Origin of the sequence: Gracilibacillus marinus (assembly GCF_042651725.1) — a bacterium.
GTDB classification, from domain to species: domain Bacteria; phylum Bacillota; class Bacilli; order Bacillales; family Amphibacillaceae; genus Gracilibacillus; species Gracilibacillus marinus.
Genome location: NZ_JBHSDV010000004.1, coordinates 100,597 through 120,917, shown reverse-complemented (window position 1 = coordinate 120,917; position 20,321 = coordinate 100,597). Strand labels below are relative to the sequence as shown.

The following is a 20,321-nucleotide window of genomic DNA, read 5'->3' as shown; positions in this document are numbered from 1 at the left end:
TCGATTGTTACTCGAATAGTTTTTTGATATAAAACGAATGTTATTTCTTGTTAATTTGAAACAATTGGTCATTTCCTGCCGTTACATGTTTTTCAGTTGTTCGATTACTTATTTTATACTCGTCACCATTTAACAAGATAATTGGGGTTACTGTTTGACATCCTTTTTCAATAATCGTGTGGATATTCATTTTTGCTAACGGCTCACCAGCTTTTACTTTTTGGCCATTCGACACAAGAATATCGAAACCTTCTCCTTGTAATTGAACCGTTTCAAGTCCCATATGAATAAGGATCTCTGCTCCATTATCTGCACGCATATTAATCGCATGCTTTGTTTTAAATACATCTACTACTTCTCCATCAATTGGAGATAGGACAGTCTCATCTGTTGGTTCTATCGCAATACCATCACCCATCATCTTCTGTGAAAAGACTTGATCTGGCACTTCTTCTAACGGAACCACACTTCCAGACATTGGTGAAACAAATGCATTATTTATCTCTTTTTTCTTAAAAATATTCTTTAACATGTGATAACCCCTTTCTACTTCATCATATAGTTATCTCTACCCCATAATGATCTGATATAACCATATGGTTCTCTTCATTAAAAATAACTTTAGATGACTGAACTTTTATTGGTTGATTGGTAAAAATATAATCAATTCGTTTTGATTTTTTACTTGCTTCCCAACCCGCGATACTTCCTGGCACAGTAATTCCACTATCTTTTTCCACAGCTAACTCAAATGTATCATAAATATCATTAGCTAACAAATAGTCATACCCTTCTTCACGTACGCTTGCTTCACTATTGAAATCTCCCATTAAAAACACTGGATGCTTTCTTGAGGTAATTGGCAAGAGATTATCTATTTGGAATTGACTCGGTTCTTCCTCATCTTTCCACCAACCAATATGACAGGAGACAAATGTTATTCTCTCATTATCTATCAGAATATCAACAACTAAAGATGCTCTTGTCTTCCAAAAGTCAAAGTTATCTGATTTAGACAGAATCGTTGTCTCTACATCTTCAATCTGATGCTTTGTTAAAATAGCCACACCTTCTTCATACACATCATATGCACGATGAGATGGCGTCCATTTCAACACATACTTTTCCTTACTTAAATGATTTACTCTCTCCACTAACACGTGTCCATAATTATCTTGTTTCACATTATCATACACAATAGGTGACATTTCCGTTTGACTTACCTCTTGCAATGCAATGACATCATATTGATGATCTGCAATTACTTTTGCTAAATACTCGATTTTTTCTAACTGATTCTCTTCTTGCCAAGAATGACAATTAAGCGTAAGTAGACGCATATTAATCCTCCAAATAATCTTGTACTTCTGATTTCATGACATCTGCTTTCGGTCCGTATATTGCTTGTACACCTCGATCTTTTAAAACTAATCCAAGCGCACCTGTTTTCTTCCATTCCGCTTCGCTTTTCACTTTTTCTATATTATTTACAGTTACACGCAACCTTGTCATACATGCATCAACATCTTCTATATTTTCTTTTCCACCTAATAAATCAACAATTTTTGCAGCTATACTATTTGTATCTTTCGCTTCTTTTGTTCCCTCATTCACAGTATCGTCATGAACTGATTCGTCATCTGTATAATTACCTTTACGACCTGGTGTTGGTAAGTTCATTTTCTTTATCATAAAGTTAAAGACAACATAATTCAAGCCAAAGAAAATGACACAGACAATCACATAATTAATCACATCTTGTAACAACCCTGCATTAATCGTCATCGGTAATCTAGTCAAAAATTCAATGTTACCAAATGAGTGAATACGTAAATGGACTAAATCTGCTACAGCAAAGCTTAGACCTGCCAAAATAGCATAAACAACATACAATAATGGTGCAGCAAACATAAACATAAATTCAATCGGTTCTGTTACCCCTGTTAAAAAGACAGCTAATCCTGCAGATAAGAACATCGATTTATACTTTGTCTTTTTGTCTTTGTCTACATTACGATACATTGCTAATGCAGCACCAATTAAACCTGCTGACCCTAAAATCATCTGTCCCATTTTGAAACGTGCAGGTGTCACATCGCTTAATAATTGATTATACGCATTCATGTCTCCTGCAGCTAATAAATTATTTAAATCTGATATCCACGCTAACCATAATGGATCTTGTCCTGCAACAATATCACCAGCATTACTTCCAGTTAAAATTTGATAGGTGCCACCTAATTCTGTATAGTTAATCGGCACTGTTAACATATGATGCAATCCGAAAGGTAACATTAAACGTTCTAAAGTACCAAATACAAATGGTGCAATAAATGGCGCAGAATCCTTAGAAGTAGCAATCCATTTACCAAAATCATTTAATAATCCTTGAATGAAAGGCCATACAAATGATAGCACCAAAGCAATAATAACAGACCACAGAATAACAACAAATGGAACAAAGCGCTTCCCATTAAAGAATGCGAGTGCTTGTGGTAACTTTGAATAATTATAATATTTATTAAATACATTTGCTCCAACGAAACCAGAGATGATTCCAACAAACACACCCATATTAAGTGCAGGTGCACCTAATATCATTGTAAAATAATCTGCAACAATTAATTCACTACCTAATAAAGATTGTGTTGTTGCACTTGCATCACTGACCATATCTCCAGTGACACCAAAAATAGCTCCAGTGACACGGTTAATTAAAATAAACGCTAACAATGCAGCGAATGCACCGCCAGCACGTTCTTTTGCCCAAGAACCACCTATCGCTACAGCAAATAATACATGGAGATTCCCGATAATTGCCCATCCAAGCTCTTCCATCACTCTACCGATACTAAGTAATAAAGTGATATCATCACCTGACATTGCTACAAGTTTACCTAATGAAATCATAATACCCGCAGCAGGCATAACCGCTACAACTACTAAGAGCGCTTTCCCTAACTTCTGCCAGAAGTCAAAAGACATAAATTTCTTCATATTTACCCCTCACTTTATAATTAACATTTATTTATACAATCGTTTGCGCAAATTCAATTTTAGAACATTTAAAAATATTAATCAACTATAAAATTTAACATATTTGTCTTTGGGCAATCGTTTGCATTGTTATAATGGTATTTCCCTTGATTTTTTTCTTCTTTTCTATCCTACACTAAACTATTATACAAAAAAATGATCAGAAGCAAATGCCTCTAATCATATTTTTGTCATCTATTATTTAATTATGAATTAGTTGTTTTAATTTCACTACATTTTCTTTTGCACTAACTAATGGATCTCCATCAAATTGTTCTTGTTCGATTACATACCATTTCACACCGCTTTTTTCGCCTTGGTTCCACAAACTGTGAATATCTAACGTACCTTTACCTATTTCAATACTTCTTTTCTGACCGTTTTCTACTGTCATATCCTTCATGTGTAACGAAACAATGATATCTTCATGTGATTGAATCGTCTGCAATGGATCTATTCCTGCATGTGTCGCCCAGTAGCAATCTAACTCCATCTTCACATATGTTTTATCTGTTTCTTCAAATAAAATATCAAATCCACATTTCCCATTACCTAAATCAAAAAATTCCATATCATGATTGTGATAAGCAAATGTAAAACCAGCGTCATGACACTTGCGTCCAATTTCATTTAATTCTTCCGCAGCTTTATAATATGCCTCTTCACTAGTACGATACGCTTCTGGTAAGATTGGACAAATAATGAGGTCATTTCCAATCACTTTATTATATGCTAATGATTCTTCCAATTGATCTCCTAATAGTGATTCAAATGGCATATGACTTCCTGCAGCAACTAAACCTGATTCTTCTAAGACACCTTTTAGTTCTTGGCTATCCGCATCAAAAAACCCTGCAAATTGCACTGCTTCATACCCCATATCTCCTAACTTTCTCAACGTACCAAAAAAATCTTTTTGTGTATGTTCTCTAACTGAATATAATTGAATGGCTATTTTCCCCATTTGTTTTTCCTCCTGTTATTGCTATCTCACTTAATATGAACAGCTAGACCAGTTTCTGCTGATTCATATAAAGCATCAATGATTTTTTGAATACTTGTGCCTTGTTTCGCAAATTCACTAGTTATATTGCCAGTAACACAATGGTCCACAAATGTTAATATTTCTTTTTCATGTGCATGAATCTGCGGAACATATGCTGGTGTAATGTCAATCAGTGTCTCGTGTTTTTCTTGATACATCTTTAGTGGAAAAATATCCGCGCCACCTTTATTTCCCATTAATGACACTTGCATCAAATCATTTTTTTCCACATTTGCAGCAAAAGCGGATTCTAATATGAGCGATGCGCCATTTTTGAATGTAATCATACCAATCGCCATATCTTCTACAGTAAAGTTCTTATAATCCCATTCACCAAGTAGCCCTACACCTTTTTGTTTTCCAATTTGTTGGTGTGTCTTACCTAATACAACATCAGGATCTGGATAGCCCATTAGATACAGTGCGGTATCTAACATATGGACGCCGATATCAATTAAAGGACCTCCACCTTGTAATTCTTTATTCGTAAATACTCCCCAACCAGGGATTCCGCGTCGTCTTATCGCATGGACTCTACCAGAATATATTTCTCCGAATTCACCTGCATCAATAAATCGTTTAGCTGTTTGTGTTTCTGATTGAAAACGATAATGGAAACCATACATTAATAATTTCCCTGCATTTACTGCTGCATCTTCCATTTCTTTTGCTTCTACTTGATTCATACTTGGCGGTTTTTCACAAAGCACATGGCAACCTGCCTCTAACGCTTTTATTGTTGCTTCACGATGAAATTTATTTGGTACACATACACTCACAGCATCAATCGCTACTTTGTCTAACATTTCTTCATAATCTTTAAAATAATGAGGTATATTCGCTTCAGCTGCCACCTTCTTTGCTCTCTCTTCAAACACATCTGCAACTGCAACAATCTCTACATGCTCATGTGCTTTTTGATATGCTGGTAAATGGACAGACGTAGCAATTCCTCCTGCTCCAATTAATGCAATTTTTAATTTAGACAAAACATATCTCTCCTTCTATGCCCACCACATGTCAGTTGGACTTTGTTTTATAATTACGGATTGTAAATTATCTACTGCACGTTGAAATCCTTCTTCTACAGACATAATTGGATCTTCATGCTCGATACTAATGACATAATCATATCCGAATGTTCTAAGTGCACTAATCATATTGGACCACTCTTCAAGACTATGTCCGCAACCTACAGATCTGAAATTCCATGCTCTTGTTTGAATATTTCCATATGGTTGCATGTCTGTAAGCCCATACATATTAACATTATCTTGATCAATATACGTATCTTTTGCATGGAAATGATGTATCGCATTCTCTTTACCCAAAATTTTGATTGCCGCCACCGGATCAATTCCTTGCCACCATAAATGACTTGGATCTAAATTTGCGCCAATCGCGGGACTTGTATGTTCACGTAATTTCAACATCGTATATGGTGTGTGTACTAAAAAGCCAGCATGCAATTCTAATCCAATCTTTACATTATGCTCTTCCGCCAGTTGCCCTATTTCTTTCCAATATGGTATTAATTTTTCTTTCCATTGCCAGTCCAATACTTCAGTGAATTCAGGAGGCCAAGGTGCTACAGGCCAATTCGGAGCTTTTGCGTTTTCTTGATCACCAGGTGTTCCTGAGAAAGTATTTACAACTGGAACATCCATCAAACTGGCTAGCTTAATTGTTTTTCGCAATACTTGATCACATTCATCCGCAAATGCTTTGTCTGGTGTAAGAGGATTTCCATGACAGCTGAATGCACTTATTTCTAATCCTCGACTTTTAATTGCATGAAGATATGCTTCACGTTTTTCTTTGTCTTCTAGAAGTTCATCAATATTACAGTGGACATTACCTGGATATCCACCTGTTCCGATTTCTACTGCTTCTAAACCACTTGCTTGCACATAATCAAGCATTTCCTCGAATTTCTTTTCACCAAATAATACAGTAAACACACCTAATTTCATTTTACATTCTCCCTTCTAATTTTCATTTAGTTTAATTGTTCGTTTTTGCTCATTTGATTCTAGTGCTGCAAGGATAATTTGTAAGGATTTATACCCTTCTTCCCCATCAATTAATGGTTTTTTATCATGTCTAATACAGTCAACAAAGTGATCAATTACACCTGAAGATGTTTGACCATCATTATCATTTGTCTGAATTTGACCGAGCTCATAATTCACATTCGTACCATCAACATATTTTACAATCATAGAATATTGTGGATCGTCTTCTAAACGAAGCATTCCTTTTTCTCCATAAATTATTGTCGCGTTATCCTCGCCAACTTTATACGCCCAACTTGCTGTTAATGTACCGATAATTCCATTTTGACTACGCAATATCGTAACTGCTTGATCATCTACATCACTATTTGCTTTTGCTGATGATTCAATCATTGATGCGACTTCAACAAACTCTGTATCTAAAATATATCGAATAACATCTGCTTTATGCACACCTAAATCACCAAGTGCACCGATAAATGCCTCTTTTTTACGAAAGAACCAACTATTCTCGCCATCGATACTCCAGCCTTCAGGTCCACCATGACCAAACGCTGTACGAAAGCTATAGATTTTACCTAATTTGCCATCTGAAATAAGTTGACGTGCTTTTTCATGACTTTTTACAAAACGTTGATTATGTGCAATCATTAATTTTTTGTTTGCCTTCTTACTTGCTTCAATCATTTGTATTGCTTCTTCTTCTGATGTTGCCATTGGTTTCTCACATAGCACATGTTTTCCTTGTTCCAATGCAAATATCGAGACAGGTGCATGTAAATAATTTGGTAAACAAACACTTACAATATCTGCGTTACTTTCTGAAATTGCTTTTTCGTAATCTGTATATGCTTTTGCACTATATTCTTTTGCTGTCGTTTCCGCTCTTTCTTTTACAATGTCACAAACCGCTACGATTTCAACATGTTTATTTGATACATACTCCGGTAAGTGACGTAATTTTGAAATACTTCCACATCCTATTACTGCTACACGTAATTTACTCATTTTCCTTCACCTCATCTAATTTCTCTAATGGTTTCGCATTTCCATATGTCGCTAATGGTCGATTGACTGGCTTAGCCCATTTCACTGCGTTTTTGATTACTTGTTGTACGTTTTTATCATAGTATGTAGGATAAGCTTCATGCCCAGGTCTAAAATAAAATACTTTTCCATGCCCACGTTTGAAAGTACACCCAGAACGAAATACTTCTCCACCTTCAAACCAACTGACAAAAATTAATTCATCTGGTGTTGGAATATCGAAGTGCTCTCCATACATTTCCTCTTCTTGTAACTCAAAGTACTCCCCAACCCCCTCTGCTATTGGATGTGTTGGATCCATAACCCAAATGCGTTCCTTCTCATTCGCTTCACGCCACTTTAAATCACAAGATGTCCCCATTAATTTTTTGAAGATTTTTGAAAAATGTCCAGAATGCAAGACAATGAGGCCCATTCCATTTAAAACGTTTTCATGAACGAGTTGCACAATATTATCATTTACTTCATCATGTGCAAGATGTCCCCACCATATTAACACATCTGTTTCTTTTAATAATTCTTCTGATAACCCATGATTCTCGTCATCTAATGTAGCTGTACGAACTTCTACATCGTTTGTTTGCAAAAATGACTTTATAGCACCATGAATACCTTCTGGGTATATACTAGCTACATTTTCATTTAGTTTTTCGTGTCTATTCTCATTCCATACGACTACTCTCATTGATTCTACCTCCTAGTTGTTCATGTATCTTCATACTACTATGTTTTTGCTTTTATGAACATAACTGATATAATTAATACATGAACAATTTTGCTATTTTGAACATTTTTAATAAATTTATTGGAGATTGGATGTTAAAACATGAAACTTCGATTCTGTGGTTATTCGTTTCATAATCAAAAATATCATACCTACCATATGTCTTCAGAACTATGTTATTTATTCCGTTTACAAACAGAAGGAACTGCAATTGTGAAGATAAATAAAAAAAATCATCCTGTAAAAAAAGGTGATTTGTTAATGATTAAGCCAAATGAACGATATGAGTTATATGTGAATGAAGAACAAACTAGTGGAGATTTACATCTATATTGTGAAGGCAATTGGATTCATGACCATTTTAAACACATGCCTCCACTAATTTCTATTTCGATGGATGATTTAATATTACAGCTATGGCATCATCTCATTATTGAAGAAAGGCGACCATACATTGAAAGAAATCATTCGCTTACGGATCATTTATTATCTGCTTTATGTATTTCCTTAGAAAGAGAAATGAATCGAACGGATAATGTGTCAAAACACCCCTTCATCGTGATGAAAATGATGCGTTTTGTTGAAGAGAATGCAACAAAACAAAATTTTCAAGTACAAGAATTAGCAGATTCATGTGATCTCAGTATCTCTCGCTGTGTGCATCTATTTAAAGAACATACAGGGATGACAATAATTGAATACGCCCAATCGATTCGATTATCTAGTGCAATCAATCAAATGAAATATACAACAAATACACTTGAAAGTATTGCACTAAATTGTGGATTCAGTTCTTATTCTTATTTTCATCGCCTGTTCACTCGTAAATATCAATTGTCGCCAAGAAACTATCGTAGTCAATTATAAGAAGGTCACCCTGTCATCTCTGATAACATTTGTAATAATTCCACCCTATTTTTAATTTCTAACTTCTTATAAATAATAGATAAATAATTCTTTACTGTACCTTCACTTATTCCTAAATGATCTGCAATCATTCGATTTGTCCATCCTTTTTTCATTAATTGAATGATTTGCCATTCTCTTTTATTGAAATCTTGGCGGTGATTGAAGTGTTCTTTAATATAATGTAAAGAACTTTCTCGTTCCAATTTTAATAATGTATCTAGTCGTTTGGAGAAATAATGAACCATTTTTTGTGGTGCAACAAATTTACCATCAATAATAAAACGTAAAGTTTCTTTAAATTCATCTAATCCTGAGCTTTTTAAAATATACCCATCTGCACCTACAGAAATAACTCTCTCTATGGATGTCTCATCATCATATGCGGACAATAGAACAACTTTAATATTTGGATACACTTCTTTCAATTTCTTAGCACATGCCATTCCATCCATAATTGGCATATGTATATCTAACAAACATAAATAGGGTCTCACTTCTTTTTCTGTAATAAAATTAATTACTTCTTGTCCATTTTTTAACTTGCCGATGACACAAAATTCATCCATATCTTCTACAAAATTTGTAATCATATCTCTAAATAGTGTTTGTGATTCTGCTACAACAACGGTATATGTTGACATTCTCATTTCCTCCATCTATTTGGTTATCTTTTTATAATGCTTTTTTACCATTAATACAAGAACGAATAGTAAAATAATAATAGTTATTGTTGATTTATACTTACACTATATCCTTTTTATATATTATAACGTATTATACGTTCTTTTAAAAGAACATTTTAGTTTTATTTACCTATTTTTTATTTCAATTAATCATTCTGTCATTTTTTTATAAAGATTAATAAAATCTATCACGCCTAACTGCTGCGAGAGAGGCACTATTTTCCAATTCATATCTGTCCTTTTTACATTGTATAGTATAGCCCTTTTTATCTAACATATAATGAATAAAAGTTGAATTTGTGTAAAAATGTGTGAGTGGACCCTGCCATAATTTATTTGTAATTACACTATTCACATCATGTATATGAATATAAACTTTGTGGAAGGTAACTGCCTCTCTCACATATAACTCTGCTAAACCTTGAGAGAATATGACGACTTTATGATAGTAACGTGTGTCTTTCCATAAGGTTTCTTTTATATATCTCCAGTATATCTCTACTAGATTAGGATATTTATAATAAGCATATCGAATATGATGTGGTATTTTAATCGGATGTATTGTCGAGCTTGCACTTGTTCTCTTTGACTTAGAAAAAGGAGGAAGAAGTCTCGTTATATTTTTTAAATGATTATATAATATAGGGCAATATTCTAGTAATTGTACATAAATATCGTAATTATTCTTATAATGATTGAGACATTTTTCGATTAATTGATCTTTAGAAACAATTGGATCATTCGGGTCAATAACCCATAATACTCTTTTAGTCTCCAATCTATTATTCTCCTTTCTCCTCTTCGCTCTTTTTCCAACGAATAAATTCAAAAATAATTTTATAATCGTCTAAATTATAGCGATTCAGTCCTAAAGTTTTTAACTCTTTTACAAAATCAATCCATTCTTCTTCATGTATTAGCGGTTCACAATTCTCACTTAGTAGCATGGTCACTTTCACTTGTAATACTTCAGCTAACTTCTCTACAACTTGGATAGAGGGGTTCCCATTTAAATTGCGTTCTAAATTGCTTAAATACGATTTGGATATATTCGCTTTTTCTGCTAATACAGTTAGAGACAACCCTTTATTCTTTCGTATTTTCTTAATATTTGTTCCAATCATTCAATAAACCTCAAATCCAATTGATTTATACGATTCCCTTAGATCCCTTCATCTCTCAAATACAAATACTTTTCTTCTGTCTTTCTCACAATAGATATATCACTCAAGCCTTTTTGAATAATCGTGTCTTTTGTGATAGATAATCTCGGTCTTTCTACATTCACTTTATGTAATGCAGAAAGCCACTCTTGTTTATTTTCTAAAGGTAAACTCATGATGGATCCAGTTTCAAAATTTACTCCTACCTTTATATTTTCAGATATTAATATTGGTAATCCAGCACATTCCGCCTCTAAAACACTTACCGGTAAACCTTCTTGTATGGAAGGAAAAACAAATACATCAAATGCTTGGATCCAATTTTCTACATCATCTACTGCACCTAATAGATAAACATCATTTTGTAACTGATATTGATTAAGCTTTTGTTCTATTGTTTTCTTTAATGGACCTTCACCAATTAAGACTAATTTCGCATGTGGAACAGTTCTGCGGAAAGCCCTGAATAAATCTATGATATAGCTATGATTTTTTTGACTAGTGAAACCACCTACATGACCTATTACAAACTGTTTCTCTGTTACATTTAATTTCTTTCTATATATCTCTCTAGTTGACGGTGAATAACAAAAATTTTCCAATTCGATGATGTATGGAAATAAATCAGGATCTTTACTTTTATGAAATACATGATGGATGGCATCTTTTGAGCTAACAAAATATTCTGTCGCATAAAGTGGTAATGTATGTTTACACAATTGATGACGTAATCGCCTAGTTTCATACTGATTTGGGACAAGACTATACATGTGTGCTATTCGAACAGGTATACGCACTTTCTTTGCTTCTCTGAGAGTAATTGTATTTAGATAGTTTAAATGACTGTGGACGATGATATATGAAGAATGAAGCTTAAAAAACTTTCTTAATGTACGAGTATATTGGAAAAAGCCAATTTCCTCTATCGGAGGAATCTGATACAAATGGCCACCTAGTTGTTTAATTTCATTATCATATGTGCCATTCCCGCTCGTTAAAAAATCAAATTGTATTTTTTTTCGATCTGTTTTACGGTACAAGTTCATTAATAATGTTGGAATACCACTATAATTCATGGCATCAACTATATGTAGTATACGTAATGCACTTTCCATTTATTCGCCTCCTCTTTATTATAAAGAACATTATATTCTTTATAAAGAACACAACAATATATTCTCACTTTTACACCATTGTGTCAATAAGAAAACGAGCAAACGTATTACTCGTTTACTCGCTTCTAAAATGACTCATTTGTTTTCGTTGTTCTTCTTCCGTTAGGAAATTCATAAAAGTTTGCAACCCCAACCTGGGCTGATTCATAATTAAACTAATATAATCTTTTTTCTTATATTCATTCATTACATCACTTTTTTCAATTCGTTTCACAATATGTTCCAGTTCTAATTTTTTAATTTGTTTCTTTATTCTTTTACTTTCTTTATACAAAGCAAAGCCAATCGCTGCAAGAAGTGCATATATAAGTGTTACTGTCATTATTTCATTAGACAAACCTTCGAAAAAAAGAAAATAAACCAGATTAAATACAGAAATTAATATTAGCGGTGTAGCGAACATCATGTATTTTGTATTTTTTTTCATTAAAGGTCCTATCTTTGTAAATAACTTCTCTAATTCTGTTCTCATAAATGTTGGAATTTCATTTGTCATAAAGGAAAACATCTGTACATTCCTCCTCATAATAGACGATACCCTTATCTTGAAGTAAATAAACATATAATAGGTTACGTCTTACTATATTATATGAGCTATCCGTAAATACAGTCAAAATCTTTGCTTATTATTGTATTACATTACAGAAATGTTTTATCATAGAATCGAGGTGATACATATGAAAATAGCTTGGATTTCAGATATTCATGGAAACGCGCTTGCTTTAGATGCAGTTCTTTCTGATATGAAACAAAGAAATGTAGATGAAATTGTCGTGTTAGGTGATTTATGTTATCGAGGGCCAGAACCAAAACGCGCGTTAGATATGATTAAACAACTAAATACACATGTAATAAAAGGAAATGCGGATGAATGGGTCATTCGTGGAGTGAAAGAGAAAGAAGTGCCTGATTCTAACTTACGTATCATGCAAGAAGAACAACAATGGACTCGAAAACAATTAAATGAGGAAGATATCACATACTTGCAATCCTTACCCAACGAAGTAAAATTGGAACGAAATGGCATACACTTTCACGCATTTCATGCAACACCAACTAGTTTATTCGATGTTGTGTCCCCTGATGCTAGTGATGAGATGATAGAGGCAACATTTTTTAACCATTCCAATGCAGATATCTATCTTTATGGACATATTCATAAAGCGTATGAACGAACAATCAATGGAAAAACAATTATTAACTTAGGTAGTGTTGGGTTACCATTTGACGGTATAAAAAAAGCATCATATGTCTTAATCGAACTTACAGAAACAAGCATTGTCTCATCACATATCCGAGTTTCTTATGATCTAGAAAAAGTATGTCAACAACTACAAGACCTAAATTACCCAAACAAAGAATTTTTGATTGATTTAATTAAAAGCTAAAAGTGTCCGTTTAGAAACGTAGCGATTGGAGCGAATCAACTTAGATATAGGAATCACGGTGAGGTACGAATCGATGATGACTTATCGTAAGATGATTTGTGAAATCGCCTAGTTTCTGGACACTTGTGCTGGATAAATTAAAAGCTAAAAGTGTCCGCTTATAAACGTAGTGATTGGAGCATATCAAATTAAATTATCCTTCGAAATTAGACTTCAAAGCCTAATTTTGAAGGTTTTTTTATATTATTTCCTTAAAGATAATAAAAAGGGCTTGCATTTTTGAAATCAATGTTATACGGTTAATTACATAAGTAACTAACCAATAAGGTGGTGAATAAAAATTGTCTGACAGACTAAAAGATGACCAACCAATTTTTCAACAAATCGCAGAATTAATTGAAACAAATATTATAGATGGTGACTTACATGCAAATGATAAAGTTCCTTCAACGAATGAATTCGCAAAACATTTTCAAATAAATCCCGCAACAGCTGCAAAAGGTATCAATTTACTCGTAAGTCAAGAAATTATTTACAAGAAGCGAGGTGTCGGTATGTTTGTAACAGAACAAGCAAAAGAAATCATATTACAAAAAAGAAAAAGTCATTTTTATGAGCAATATATGAGACCACTACTTGAAGAAGCAGATCGTATTCAAGTCCACAAAGATCAATTAATTACATGGATAAAGGAAGGTGGAAAAGTATGAATATTGAAGTAAGCAAATTAAAAAAAGTTTATGGAAAAAAAGAAGCATTAAAAGACATTAATCTTCATCTAAGCGGCAACAAAATTATTGGCTTATTAGGTAAGAATGGTGCAGGAAAGACAACTTTTATGCGCATATTAGCAGGTCACTTCCGTCAATCAAAAGGTGACATTCAAATAAATGAACAGCCAGTATTCAATAATTATGAACAAACAAAAGATATATGTTTTATTATGGAAAGTAACAATTTTTATGAAAAGTTCTCAGTCCAAGAAATCTTAACTATTTCTAGTAAATTCTATCCTAACTGGGATGAATCGTACGCGAATAAATTACTTGATATCTTCCAATTAAATGCTAAACAAAAAATTAAAACTCTGTCGAAGGGTATGTATTCTGCCTTAGGTATTATTATCGGATTATCAAGTAATGCACCTATTACGATTTTTGATGAACCATACATCGGATTAGATGCATCGAATCGATCTACTTTCTATGATTTGTTGTTACAGTCTTATCAACAAAACCCAAGACTTATTATTCTATCGACACATCTAATTGATGAAGTGAGTAAGCTTTTTGAAGAAGTGATTATTTTTCATGAAGGATCTGTGATGTTACACGAATTATCAGAGGAACTAGAGAAAAAACATGCCATTATTAAAGGACGTAAAGAAGAAATTGATCAATATATTAAAAATCGTCACGTCATTCATGAGTCGACAATCCTCGGACAAAAGACAGCTGTTTTATTTGATGAAGAGAAGATAGACGATAAGAGATTTGAAGTATCGAAACTAAATTTACAAGAATTATTTGTATATTTAACAAAAGAGAGGATGAGAGAAATTGTTCACTCAAATTAAGTTTAATTTATATTACTTTTTGAAATACTCATATAAAACTGTACTGACATTTTGGCTAATTTTCTTAGGATTTTTGTTATTCTTTCTTTGTATTACTACCCTGTTTCAGTCTTTCGAAATTGAATTTGTCGGTGTAAATACGTTACCAAGCCTTATTTTTACAGCTATATTCGCAGTATTATTTTTTAAGGAGACATTTCCTGCAATCATTAAGTTTGGTTCCAGTCGTACGAGTTACCTTTTTGCTTATGTGCTATATCTTATTCTATTCACAATTACCATGTCGATTATTAGTAATGTATTTTTATTTGCTATGGGATACATTATTGATTTCTTTCATATCGATAACTTCTCGTACTATGGCATAAACATAATGGATCATCAGATTGCTACTTCACAATTAATTCTATACGAGAGCTTTTTGTATATGTTCTTCTTCTTAGTCTTTAATATCGTCGCTGCATTATTATATAAATTCGGTTACAAAGTAAGTATCGTATTTCTCATTATCGTGAGTTTCCCGATTTTTGTTCGATCATTTGCTGATGAACTATTTCACTTTTTCGCTCAATTTATCATAACAGAAAAAGAATATAGCCAATTTTCCTTCTTCATTCTATATATTATACTCATAGGAATATTATGGCTTATTGTTAGAAATCAAAGTATAATAGATAAGATTACAAATAAGTAATGTAAGTTACGTGTCATTCTAAGTAGTTCAGTTTTAAGAAAAACTACTTATAATAAAATATTTAAAAAGTACACGCCACTATCATTTCATAGCAATAGTGGCGTGTTTTTTTATACTATTATTCTAATCCCGGGAATCCTTGTTGTTTCATTACGTCATAAATAATAATTGCAGCTGTGTTAGATAAATTCAATGAGCGTACTTTATCTGTCATATGAATTCGTAAACATTGCTCTTCTTTACCTACAAGCAATTCTTTCGGGATGCCATTTGTTTCCCTACCAAATACAAAGAATAAATCCTTTTCTTTATCACTGAAATCATAATCTGTATAATATTTCCCACCAAAGTTCTCAATATAATAAAATTCACCATCTTGATATTTCTGATACATTTCTTCTAATGAATCATAATAATGTATTGTTACATCATGCCAATAATCAAGTCCTGCTCGACGCAACATTTTATCGTCTGTTGAGAATCCTAATGGTCGAATAAGATGTAATTGCACATTTGTTGCTAAACACGTTCTTGCAATATTACCTGTATTCGCAGGGATTTCTGGTTGAAATAAAACTACATGTACTGCCAATTGTAATCCACCTCTATATAGTGAGTCTTCAATCAGGCAGAGGAATGGACTCCACCGATTGATTGCGCAACTTATCATCAATTTTACATTTACGATTATTTACATTTTGATAAGCTAATTGCCTTCATTATTATAGCATATGTCAAAGATAATAGACTATTGAATTAATCTCCAATAAGGAAAAATCGATATTGACATGCTTCCGTCCATGCTAGTGAGTCTTCATAAGTCCAATAACGATTTCGGCTATTATTCGTATGCGCATTTACTAGAGGCATATTCTCACTATCCTTTGCTACGACAATAGTCGAATGATCCCACCTTCCATCTCCTTCAAAATCGTAACAAATGACATCACCAATTTGTAATTTACTCGGATGATCTGTTAATTTTGCATGAAATGTATTCGTATCACTACTTAAATACCAACGAAAAGCATGTGCAACAGACCAACTAAAACTCCAACTATCTTCACCCATCCACCAACCTTTATTTCTATTTGGTTGTCCCACCATTGGAATACCTCCAGCACGTAAACATTGAGAAATATAATTTGTGCAATCATTATCTTCAAAATATGGATAGTTAGGATTGTAATCATTCCACCATCGTTCTGCATATCTCACTGCTTCTCTTCTATCATAATACTGTCTAGATCTCTCATCGCTTATCATCCGATAGTCTGGAACTTTATTTCTTTGTAATCGATTTGAAATTTCCTCATCTGTTATCATTTCTACATTGGAACAAGTCGCCTTTCTCCATTCAGCTTGTTGTTCATGATATAGTTTATCTTGATCCTCTATCATATATTTTTTTAATAATTGGTAAATGAATATACAATGGTCACCATCTATCCATTCTTTCATTTTTTTAACATGTATGGTTGTTTTTTTTATTGTTTTGTTATGCTTTTTGAATACTTTCTTTTTATTTTGTAGTGCAATGAATTCATCACCTTGTTCCATTTGTAGTTCCCAATAATTTTGTAATATAGATATGTGATTCATAAATTTCCTCCTCTTTTACATCTATTTTAACTTTGTAAACAATTTGTTATTTAATTCAATATTTTGTAAATTTAGATTTTTTTCAAATAAATGTTGGTATTATATTTGTATAGAGAGGAGGGAAATGTTATGAAGAAAAAATGGTTATCCATTCTTTTTTTGGCTATTTTCTCAACAAGTGTACTTACTGCTTGTGCAGAAGATGGAGATGATACAGAAAATCCAGAGCAAGAAGAAAATCAAACAGAAGAAAACACAGATGATGCAACAGAAGAAGAAGCTACAGAGTAATAGAAATTTTTGTGGAATATATGCAAAGTGGATTCTGCCAATATACTACTGACAGAATCCACTTTTTTCACTTAATCACTAACCAATAGCTGATCAATTAATCTTCACTTTCACGCTCTAAATCTAATAAAAAGACCTTCTTATCTATTCCTCCACCATACCCTACTAATTTCCCATTCATCCCAATGATTCTATGGCATGGCACAATAATAGAAATAGGATTCTTATTATTCGCTCCGCCTACTGCTCTTACAGCTTTTGGTGATTCCACAGCTTCCGCAATATCTTTATATGATTTCGTTTCGCCAAATGGCACATCAGTGAGTGCTTTCCATACTTTTTGTTGAAAGGGAGTTCCGTAACATACATACGGAATCGTAAAAGATTTTCTCTTTTTAGAAAAATATTCATTTAATTGTTGATGAATAAGTATATGAGCATCTACGTTTCTTTCTAAATTTGTTGGAATAGAGTGTTTCTCACACCATGAAATAATGCTTGTTTTCCTCTCATCAAACGCACCATATTCTAATAAAATTAATATATCGTTCTTACTTACCATTGTAAGCGGACCGATTGGAGTATCCATTTCGGAATAGTATATTTTATCCATATACGCTACTTCCTTTCCTTAAACCCAAGACCTTTTTCCATTTCTGCTAATACGGTTTCATCTGTTTCTGTCTTCATTGCTGCTATAATCTCTGTATAGCCGTCTTCTGTTCCTATTTTCCCAATGGCCCATGCAGCAGTTCCCCTTATCACCGGCCGTGGATCGTCTTTCATTAATTGAATTAAGTCTGGTACAGCACTTTCTTCTTTATAATGTGCGAGTGCTAATATTGCATTTCGTTGAATCGGTTTCTTCCCACGCCAAGAACCAGCCATTTTACCGAATTTTTCTTTAAAAGTACGATTAGACATGTGTAATAAGTCTGTTAATCTTGGTTTCACTAGCTCAGGGTCTGGTTCAAATTCCTCATGAAAGTGAAAATCCACCCCTTTATTATATGGACAAACCACTTGGCATGTTTCAAATCCATAAATCAAATTTCCTAATTTGTCTCGGTGTTCATCTGGCATGTAGTCTTTTGTTTGCGTTAAAAATGCCAAACATTGCTGTGCATTTAATCTTCCTGGTTCTACTAGCGCTCCAGTTGGACATGCGTCTAAGCATTTTGTACAATCTAAACATCCATCTTCTATTGGGATATCAGGTGTAAAAGGGAGATTGGTAATCATTTCACCTAAATAGATATATGAACCTAATTCTGGGGCAATCATTAATGTATTCTTCCCACTAAAGCCAATGCCTGCTCGTTCTGCAACCGCTCGATCTGATAATTCACCAGTATCTACCATTGATCGATATTGGAAACCTTGTACTTTACTCTCGATAAACTCTGTAAGTAAAGACAATTTTTGTTGCAATACAATATGATAATCTGTTCCCCATGAAGCCCTAGAGAATAATCCTCGTCGATCGCCTTTTACACTTTTCGGACTATTTTTTATTCTTGTTGGATAAGCTAATGCAATCGCAATAATAGATTCCGCACTTTCTAATAAGAGTGTCGGTTCTGTTCTCTCTTCGATTGTGCCTTTTTCAAATCCTGATGCGTAACCTAATTGCTGTTGTTCTTGTAACCTTCCTTTTAACTCTTTAAACGGATCTGCACTTGCAAATCCTATTTTATCAATTCCTATTTCTTTACTATATTGAATTATTTCTTCTTTTAAATATTCATATGCCATTTTAGTCATCCTTCAATTCAAGTAAAAATTACTAATTCTATTAATAGCATACACGGATAAATGAAGATTGTCACGAGTGCGATGTTTACAATTTTTTCAAATTTCAGACACTTATTTAGTTGCATTATTTTCTTTTTCATAGTACGCTTACCACTTAGAATGAAGTGAAGGAATGATTGTATGGGAACATACTCCATAATTGGTGGTGGAATTGCTGGTGCTTCCATCGCTTACCATCTAAGTAAAATGAAACATAATGTGACCCTCTATGACCGGAATGATACAGGTAAAGCAACCGAAGCATCTGCCGGAATAATCTGTCCATGGGTCAGTCAAAAAAGAAATAAATTATGGTATAGACTTGTAGAAGAAGGTGCACGATATTACCCTGATTTCATCAAGGAACTCGAGCAACAAACAGGTATCTCTACAGGTTATAAAAGAAACGGTGCCATTTGCTTATTTAAAAATGAACATGTTCAGGAATTAGCTTTCCAACGAATTTCTTCAAAAAAAGAGACAGCACCTGAAATGGGTATTGTAAAGAAAATGTCTCCAAGTGAGGTACGCAATGCTCATCCTAACCTTACAACTGATTTACCCGCTATATTCGTTGAAGGTGGTGGCCAAATTAATGGTCAAAATTTATTAAACGCACTAAAAGAAGGTATCTTATTACATGGTGGAAAATGGATAAATGAAGATGTGTCGATAAAAGCATGTCAGGGTACAGTCATTTATGCAGCAGGCGCATGGGGAAATGAGATAGCTCCTCAAATACCTGTAAGACATCAACGTGCAGAATTGTTGCATTTCTCATTAAAAAATGAAAGTAATCATACAAATACACCTGTAGTAATGGGACTAGGTCCAATGTATATCGTAGAAACATCCACACATCAATATGCAATCGGTACAACACATGAAGATACTGAAAGCTTCTCTACGACTCCTTCTAAAGAAAACGAAGCATATTTATTAGAACAAGCAGAACAATATTTCCCGAATTCTACCATACAAATGGAGTATCTATCTGTTGGGCTAAGACCATTTACGAGAGAATCTCTACCTTTTATTGGTTATATAGATTCCAATGTGTTTTCAGTTAATGGATTAGGTTCTTCTGGACTTACAACTGGACCGATCATCGGAAAGGATGTTGCTGCATTCTTAACCGGAAAACACCCAACTATTCCAATTGACAAATTTAATTTTTGA

Annotated in this window: 24 protein-coding genes; 7 read left to right on the top strand and 17 right to left on the bottom strand. The window is 33.4% G+C overall.

The genetic code is table 11. The annotated features are described in order from the left end of the window. Positions 1–40: 40 nt before the first annotated feature. From ACFOZ1_RS13045 to ACFOZ1_RS13010, 8 genes are all read right to left on the bottom strand, one after another. Positions 41–532 (bottom strand): PTS sugar transporter subunit IIA, encoded by a 492-nt coding sequence (locus ACFOZ1_RS13045; RefSeq protein WP_390199962.1) that lies wholly within the window; start codon positions 530–532, stop codon positions 41–43. Between the two features lie 22 nt (positions 533–554). Continuing rightward, on the bottom strand, positions 555–1,340 hold the full coding sequence (locus ACFOZ1_RS13040; RefSeq protein ID WP_390199960.1) for an endonuclease/exonuclease/phosphatase family protein: 786 nt from the start codon (positions 1,338–1,340) through the stop codon (positions 555–557). A 1-nt stretch (position 1,341) separates the two neighbouring features. Beyond that, positions 1,342–2,997: a PTS transporter subunit IIBC gene (locus tag ACFOZ1_RS13035; protein WP_390199958.1), complete on the bottom strand. Its 1,656-nt coding sequence runs from the start codon at positions 2,995–2,997 to the stop codon at positions 1,342–1,344. A gap of 241 nt (positions 2,998–3,238) precedes the next feature. Next, complete coding sequence (locus tag ACFOZ1_RS13030) at positions 3,239–4,000, bottom strand: sugar phosphate isomerase/epimerase family protein (RefSeq protein WP_390199956.1); 762 nt, start codon at positions 3,998–4,000, stop codon at positions 3,239–3,241. Between the two features lie 26 nt (positions 4,001–4,026). Continuing rightward, positions 4,027–5,070 (bottom strand): Gfo/Idh/MocA family protein, encoded by a 1,044-nt coding sequence (locus ACFOZ1_RS13025; RefSeq protein ID WP_390199954.1) that lies wholly within the window; start codon positions 5,068–5,070, stop codon positions 4,027–4,029. 15 nt (positions 5,071–5,085) lie between these two features. Continuing rightward, positions 5,086–6,054: a sugar phosphate isomerase/epimerase family protein gene (locus tag ACFOZ1_RS13020; protein ID WP_390199952.1), complete on the bottom strand. Its 969-nt coding sequence runs from the start codon at positions 6,052–6,054 to the stop codon at positions 5,086–5,088. Positions 6,055–6,069: 15 nt separating this feature from the next. Further along, positions 6,070–7,104 (bottom strand): Gfo/Idh/MocA family protein, encoded by a 1,035-nt coding sequence (locus tag ACFOZ1_RS13015; RefSeq protein ID WP_390199951.1) that lies wholly within the window; start codon positions 7,102–7,104, stop codon positions 6,070–6,072. Then, positions 7,097–7,828, bottom strand: a complete 732-nt coding sequence (locus tag ACFOZ1_RS13010; protein ID WP_390199950.1) for a ThuA domain-containing protein — start codon at positions 7,826–7,828, stop codon at positions 7,097–7,099. The genes ACFOZ1_RS13015 and ACFOZ1_RS13010 overlap by 8 nt, the downstream gene beginning before the upstream one ends. A gap of 141 nt (positions 7,829–7,969) precedes the next feature. Between ACFOZ1_RS13010 and ACFOZ1_RS13005 the strand changes: the two genes are divergently transcribed. Next, on the top strand, positions 7,970–8,734 hold the full coding sequence (locus ACFOZ1_RS13005; RefSeq protein WP_390199948.1) for an AraC family transcriptional regulator: 765 nt from the start codon (positions 7,970–7,972) through the stop codon (positions 8,732–8,734). Between the two features lie 5 nt (positions 8,735–8,739). On the opposite strand, the gene ACFOZ1_RS13000 is transcribed toward ACFOZ1_RS13005, so the two are convergent. The 5 genes from ACFOZ1_RS13000 to ACFOZ1_RS12980 all read right to left on the bottom strand — a co-directional run bounded on the left by ACFOZ1_RS13000 (position 8,740) and on the right by ACFOZ1_RS12980 (position 12,305). Then, the gene (locus ACFOZ1_RS13000; protein ID WP_390199946.1) at positions 8,740–9,417 is read right to left on the bottom strand and encodes a response regulator transcription factor; all 678 of its coding nucleotides are present in this window, start codon (positions 9,415–9,417) and stop codon (positions 8,740–8,742) included. 217 nt (positions 9,418–9,634) lie between these two features. Beyond that, entirely contained in the window at positions 9,635–10,237 is a 603-nt protein-coding gene (locus ACFOZ1_RS12995; RefSeq protein WP_390199944.1) for a hypothetical protein, read from the bottom strand. 4 nt (positions 10,238–10,241) lie between these two features. Next, positions 10,242–10,583 (bottom strand): helix-turn-helix domain-containing protein, encoded by a 342-nt coding sequence (locus ACFOZ1_RS12990; protein WP_390199942.1) that lies wholly within the window; start codon positions 10,581–10,583, stop codon positions 10,242–10,244. Positions 10,584–10,621: 38 nt separating this feature from the next. Further along, positions 10,622–11,737 carry a glycosyltransferase gene (locus ACFOZ1_RS12985; protein ID WP_390199940.1) on the bottom strand — a complete coding sequence of 372 codons (1,116 nt, stop codon included), beginning with the start codon at positions 11,735–11,737 and terminating at the stop codon, positions 10,622–10,624. A 115-nt stretch (positions 11,738–11,852) separates the two neighbouring features. Continuing rightward, positions 11,853–12,305: a DUF5392 family protein gene (locus ACFOZ1_RS12980; protein ID WP_390199938.1), complete on the bottom strand. Its 453-nt coding sequence runs from the start codon at positions 12,303–12,305 to the stop codon at positions 11,853–11,855. A gap of 169 nt (positions 12,306–12,474) precedes the next feature. Here ACFOZ1_RS12980 and ACFOZ1_RS12975 point away from each other — a divergent pair, with 169 nt between their 5' ends. From ACFOZ1_RS12975 to ACFOZ1_RS12960, 4 genes are all read left to right on the top strand, one after another. After that, positions 12,475–13,185 carry a metallophosphoesterase family protein gene (locus tag ACFOZ1_RS12975; RefSeq protein ID WP_390199936.1) on the top strand — a complete coding sequence of 237 codons (711 nt, stop codon included), beginning with the start codon at positions 12,475–12,477 and terminating at the stop codon, positions 13,183–13,185. Between the two features lie 341 nt (positions 13,186–13,526). Beyond that, positions 13,527–13,895 carry a GntR family transcriptional regulator gene (locus tag ACFOZ1_RS12970; RefSeq protein ID WP_390199934.1) on the top strand — a complete coding sequence of 123 codons (369 nt, stop codon included), beginning with the start codon at positions 13,527–13,529 and terminating at the stop codon, positions 13,893–13,895. After that, positions 13,892–14,761 (top strand): ABC transporter ATP-binding protein, encoded by an 870-nt coding sequence (locus ACFOZ1_RS12965; protein ID WP_390199932.1) that lies wholly within the window; start codon positions 13,892–13,894, stop codon positions 14,759–14,761. Before ACFOZ1_RS12970 ends, ACFOZ1_RS12965 begins: the two co-directional genes overlap by 4 nt. Continuing rightward, the gene (locus tag ACFOZ1_RS12960) at positions 14,745–15,455 is read left to right on the top strand and encodes a hypothetical protein (RefSeq protein WP_390199930.1); all 711 of its coding nucleotides are present in this window, start codon (positions 14,745–14,747) and stop codon (positions 15,453–15,455) included. Before ACFOZ1_RS12965 ends, ACFOZ1_RS12960 begins: the two co-directional genes overlap by 17 nt. A gap of 118 nt (positions 15,456–15,573) precedes the next feature. Here the strand turns inward: ACFOZ1_RS12960 and trmL are convergent, their stop codons facing one another. Continuing rightward, the gene (gene trmL, locus ACFOZ1_RS12955) at positions 15,574–16,047 is read right to left on the bottom strand and encodes a tRNA (uridine(34)/cytosine(34)/5-carboxymethylaminomethyluridine(34)-2'-O)-methyltransferase TrmL (RefSeq protein ID WP_390199929.1); all 474 of its coding nucleotides are present in this window, start codon (positions 16,045–16,047) and stop codon (positions 15,574–15,576) included. A gap of 164 nt (positions 16,048–16,211) precedes the next feature. Further along, positions 16,212–17,057 (bottom strand): amidase domain-containing protein, encoded by an 846-nt coding sequence (locus tag ACFOZ1_RS12950; protein ID WP_390199927.1) that lies wholly within the window; start codon positions 17,055–17,057, stop codon positions 16,212–16,214. A 129-nt stretch (positions 17,058–17,186) separates the two neighbouring features. Between ACFOZ1_RS12950 and ACFOZ1_RS12945 the strand changes: the two genes are divergently transcribed. Next, complete coding sequence (locus ACFOZ1_RS12945; protein WP_390199925.1) at positions 17,187–17,348, top strand: hypothetical protein; 162 nt, start codon at positions 17,187–17,189, stop codon at positions 17,346–17,348. A gap of 97 nt (positions 17,349–17,445) precedes the next feature. On the opposite strand, the gene ACFOZ1_RS12940 is transcribed toward ACFOZ1_RS12945, so the two are convergent. After that, positions 17,446–17,961, bottom strand: coding sequence for a methylated-DNA--[protein]-cysteine S-methyltransferase (locus ACFOZ1_RS12940; protein WP_390199923.1), 516 nt, complete (start codon positions 17,959–17,961; stop codon positions 17,446–17,448). 5 nt (positions 17,962–17,966) lie between these two features. Further along, positions 17,967–19,103 carry a tRNA epoxyqueuosine(34) reductase QueG gene (gene queG, locus ACFOZ1_RS12935; RefSeq protein ID WP_390199922.1) on the bottom strand — a complete coding sequence of 379 codons (1,137 nt, stop codon included), beginning with the start codon at positions 19,101–19,103 and terminating at the stop codon, positions 17,967–17,969. A gap of 180 nt (positions 19,104–19,283) precedes the next feature. Between queG and ACFOZ1_RS12930 the strand changes: the two genes are divergently transcribed. Next, entirely contained in the window at positions 19,284–20,321 is a 1,038-nt protein-coding gene (locus ACFOZ1_RS12930) for an NAD(P)/FAD-dependent oxidoreductase (RefSeq protein WP_390199920.1), read from the top strand.

Coding starts and splice junctions, on each gene's coding strand:
- ACFOZ1_RS12985 (WP_390199940.1), bottom strand. CDS start 11,737: ATGGAAAGTGCATTACGTATACTACATATAGTTGATGCCATGAATTAT.
- ACFOZ1_RS13020 (WP_390199952.1), bottom strand. CDS start 6,054: ATGAAATTAGGTGTGTTTACTGTATTATTTGGTGAAAAGAAATTCGAG.
- ACFOZ1_RS13010 (WP_390199950.1), bottom strand. CDS start 7,828: ATGAGAGTAGTCGTATGGAATGAGAATAGACACGAAAAACTAAATGAA.
- ACFOZ1_RS13030 (WP_390199956.1), bottom strand. CDS start 4,000: ATGGGGAAAATAGCCATTCAATTATATTCAGTTAGAGAACATACACAA.
- ACFOZ1_RS12980 (WP_390199938.1), bottom strand. CDS start 12,305: ATGTTTTCCTTTATGACAAATGAAATTCCAACATTTATGAGAACAGAA.
- ACFOZ1_RS12930 (WP_390199920.1), top strand. CDS start 19,284: ATGGGAACATACTCCATAATTGGTGGTGGAATTGCTGGTGCTTCCATC.
- ACFOZ1_RS13005 (WP_390199948.1), top strand. CDS start 7,970: ATGAAACTTCGATTCTGTGGTTATTCGTTTCATAATCAAAAATATCAT.
- ACFOZ1_RS12945 (WP_390199925.1), top strand. CDS start 17,187: ATGAAGAAAAAATGGTTATCCATTCTTTTTTTGGCTATTTTCTCAACA.
- ACFOZ1_RS12990 (WP_390199942.1), bottom strand. CDS start 10,583: ATGATTGGAACAAATATTAAGAAAATACGAAAGAATAAAGGGTTGTCT.
- ACFOZ1_RS13015 (WP_390199951.1), bottom strand. CDS start 7,104: ATGAGTAAATTACGTGTAGCAGTAATAGGATGTGGAAGTATTTCAAAA.
- ACFOZ1_RS12975 (WP_390199936.1), top strand. CDS start 12,475: ATGAAAATAGCTTGGATTTCAGATATTCATGGAAACGCGCTTGCTTTA.
- ACFOZ1_RS13040 (WP_390199960.1), bottom strand. CDS start 1,340: ATGCGTCTACTTACGCTTAATTGTCATTCTTGGCAAGAAGAGAATCAG.
- ACFOZ1_RS12950 (WP_390199927.1), bottom strand. CDS start 17,057: ATGAATCACATATCTATATTACAAAATTATTGGGAACTACAAATGGAA.
- ACFOZ1_RS12940 (WP_390199923.1), bottom strand. CDS start 17,961: ATGGATAAAATATACTATTCCGAAATGGATACTCCAATCGGTCCGCTT.
- ACFOZ1_RS13000 (WP_390199946.1), bottom strand. CDS start 9,417: ATGTCAACATATACCGTTGTTGTAGCAGAATCACAAACACTATTTAGA.
- ACFOZ1_RS12965 (WP_390199932.1), top strand. CDS start 13,892: ATGAATATTGAAGTAAGCAAATTAAAAAAAGTTTATGGAAAAAAAGAA.
- ACFOZ1_RS13035 (WP_390199958.1), bottom strand. CDS start 2,997: ATGAAGAAATTTATGTCTTTTGACTTCTGGCAGAAGTTAGGGAAAGCG.
- ACFOZ1_RS13045 (WP_390199962.1), bottom strand. CDS start 532: ATGTTAAAGAATATTTTTAAGAAAAAAGAGATAAATAATGCATTTGTT.
- queG (WP_390199922.1), bottom strand. CDS start 19,103: ATGGCATATGAATATTTAAAAGAAGAAATAATTCAATATAGTAAAGAA.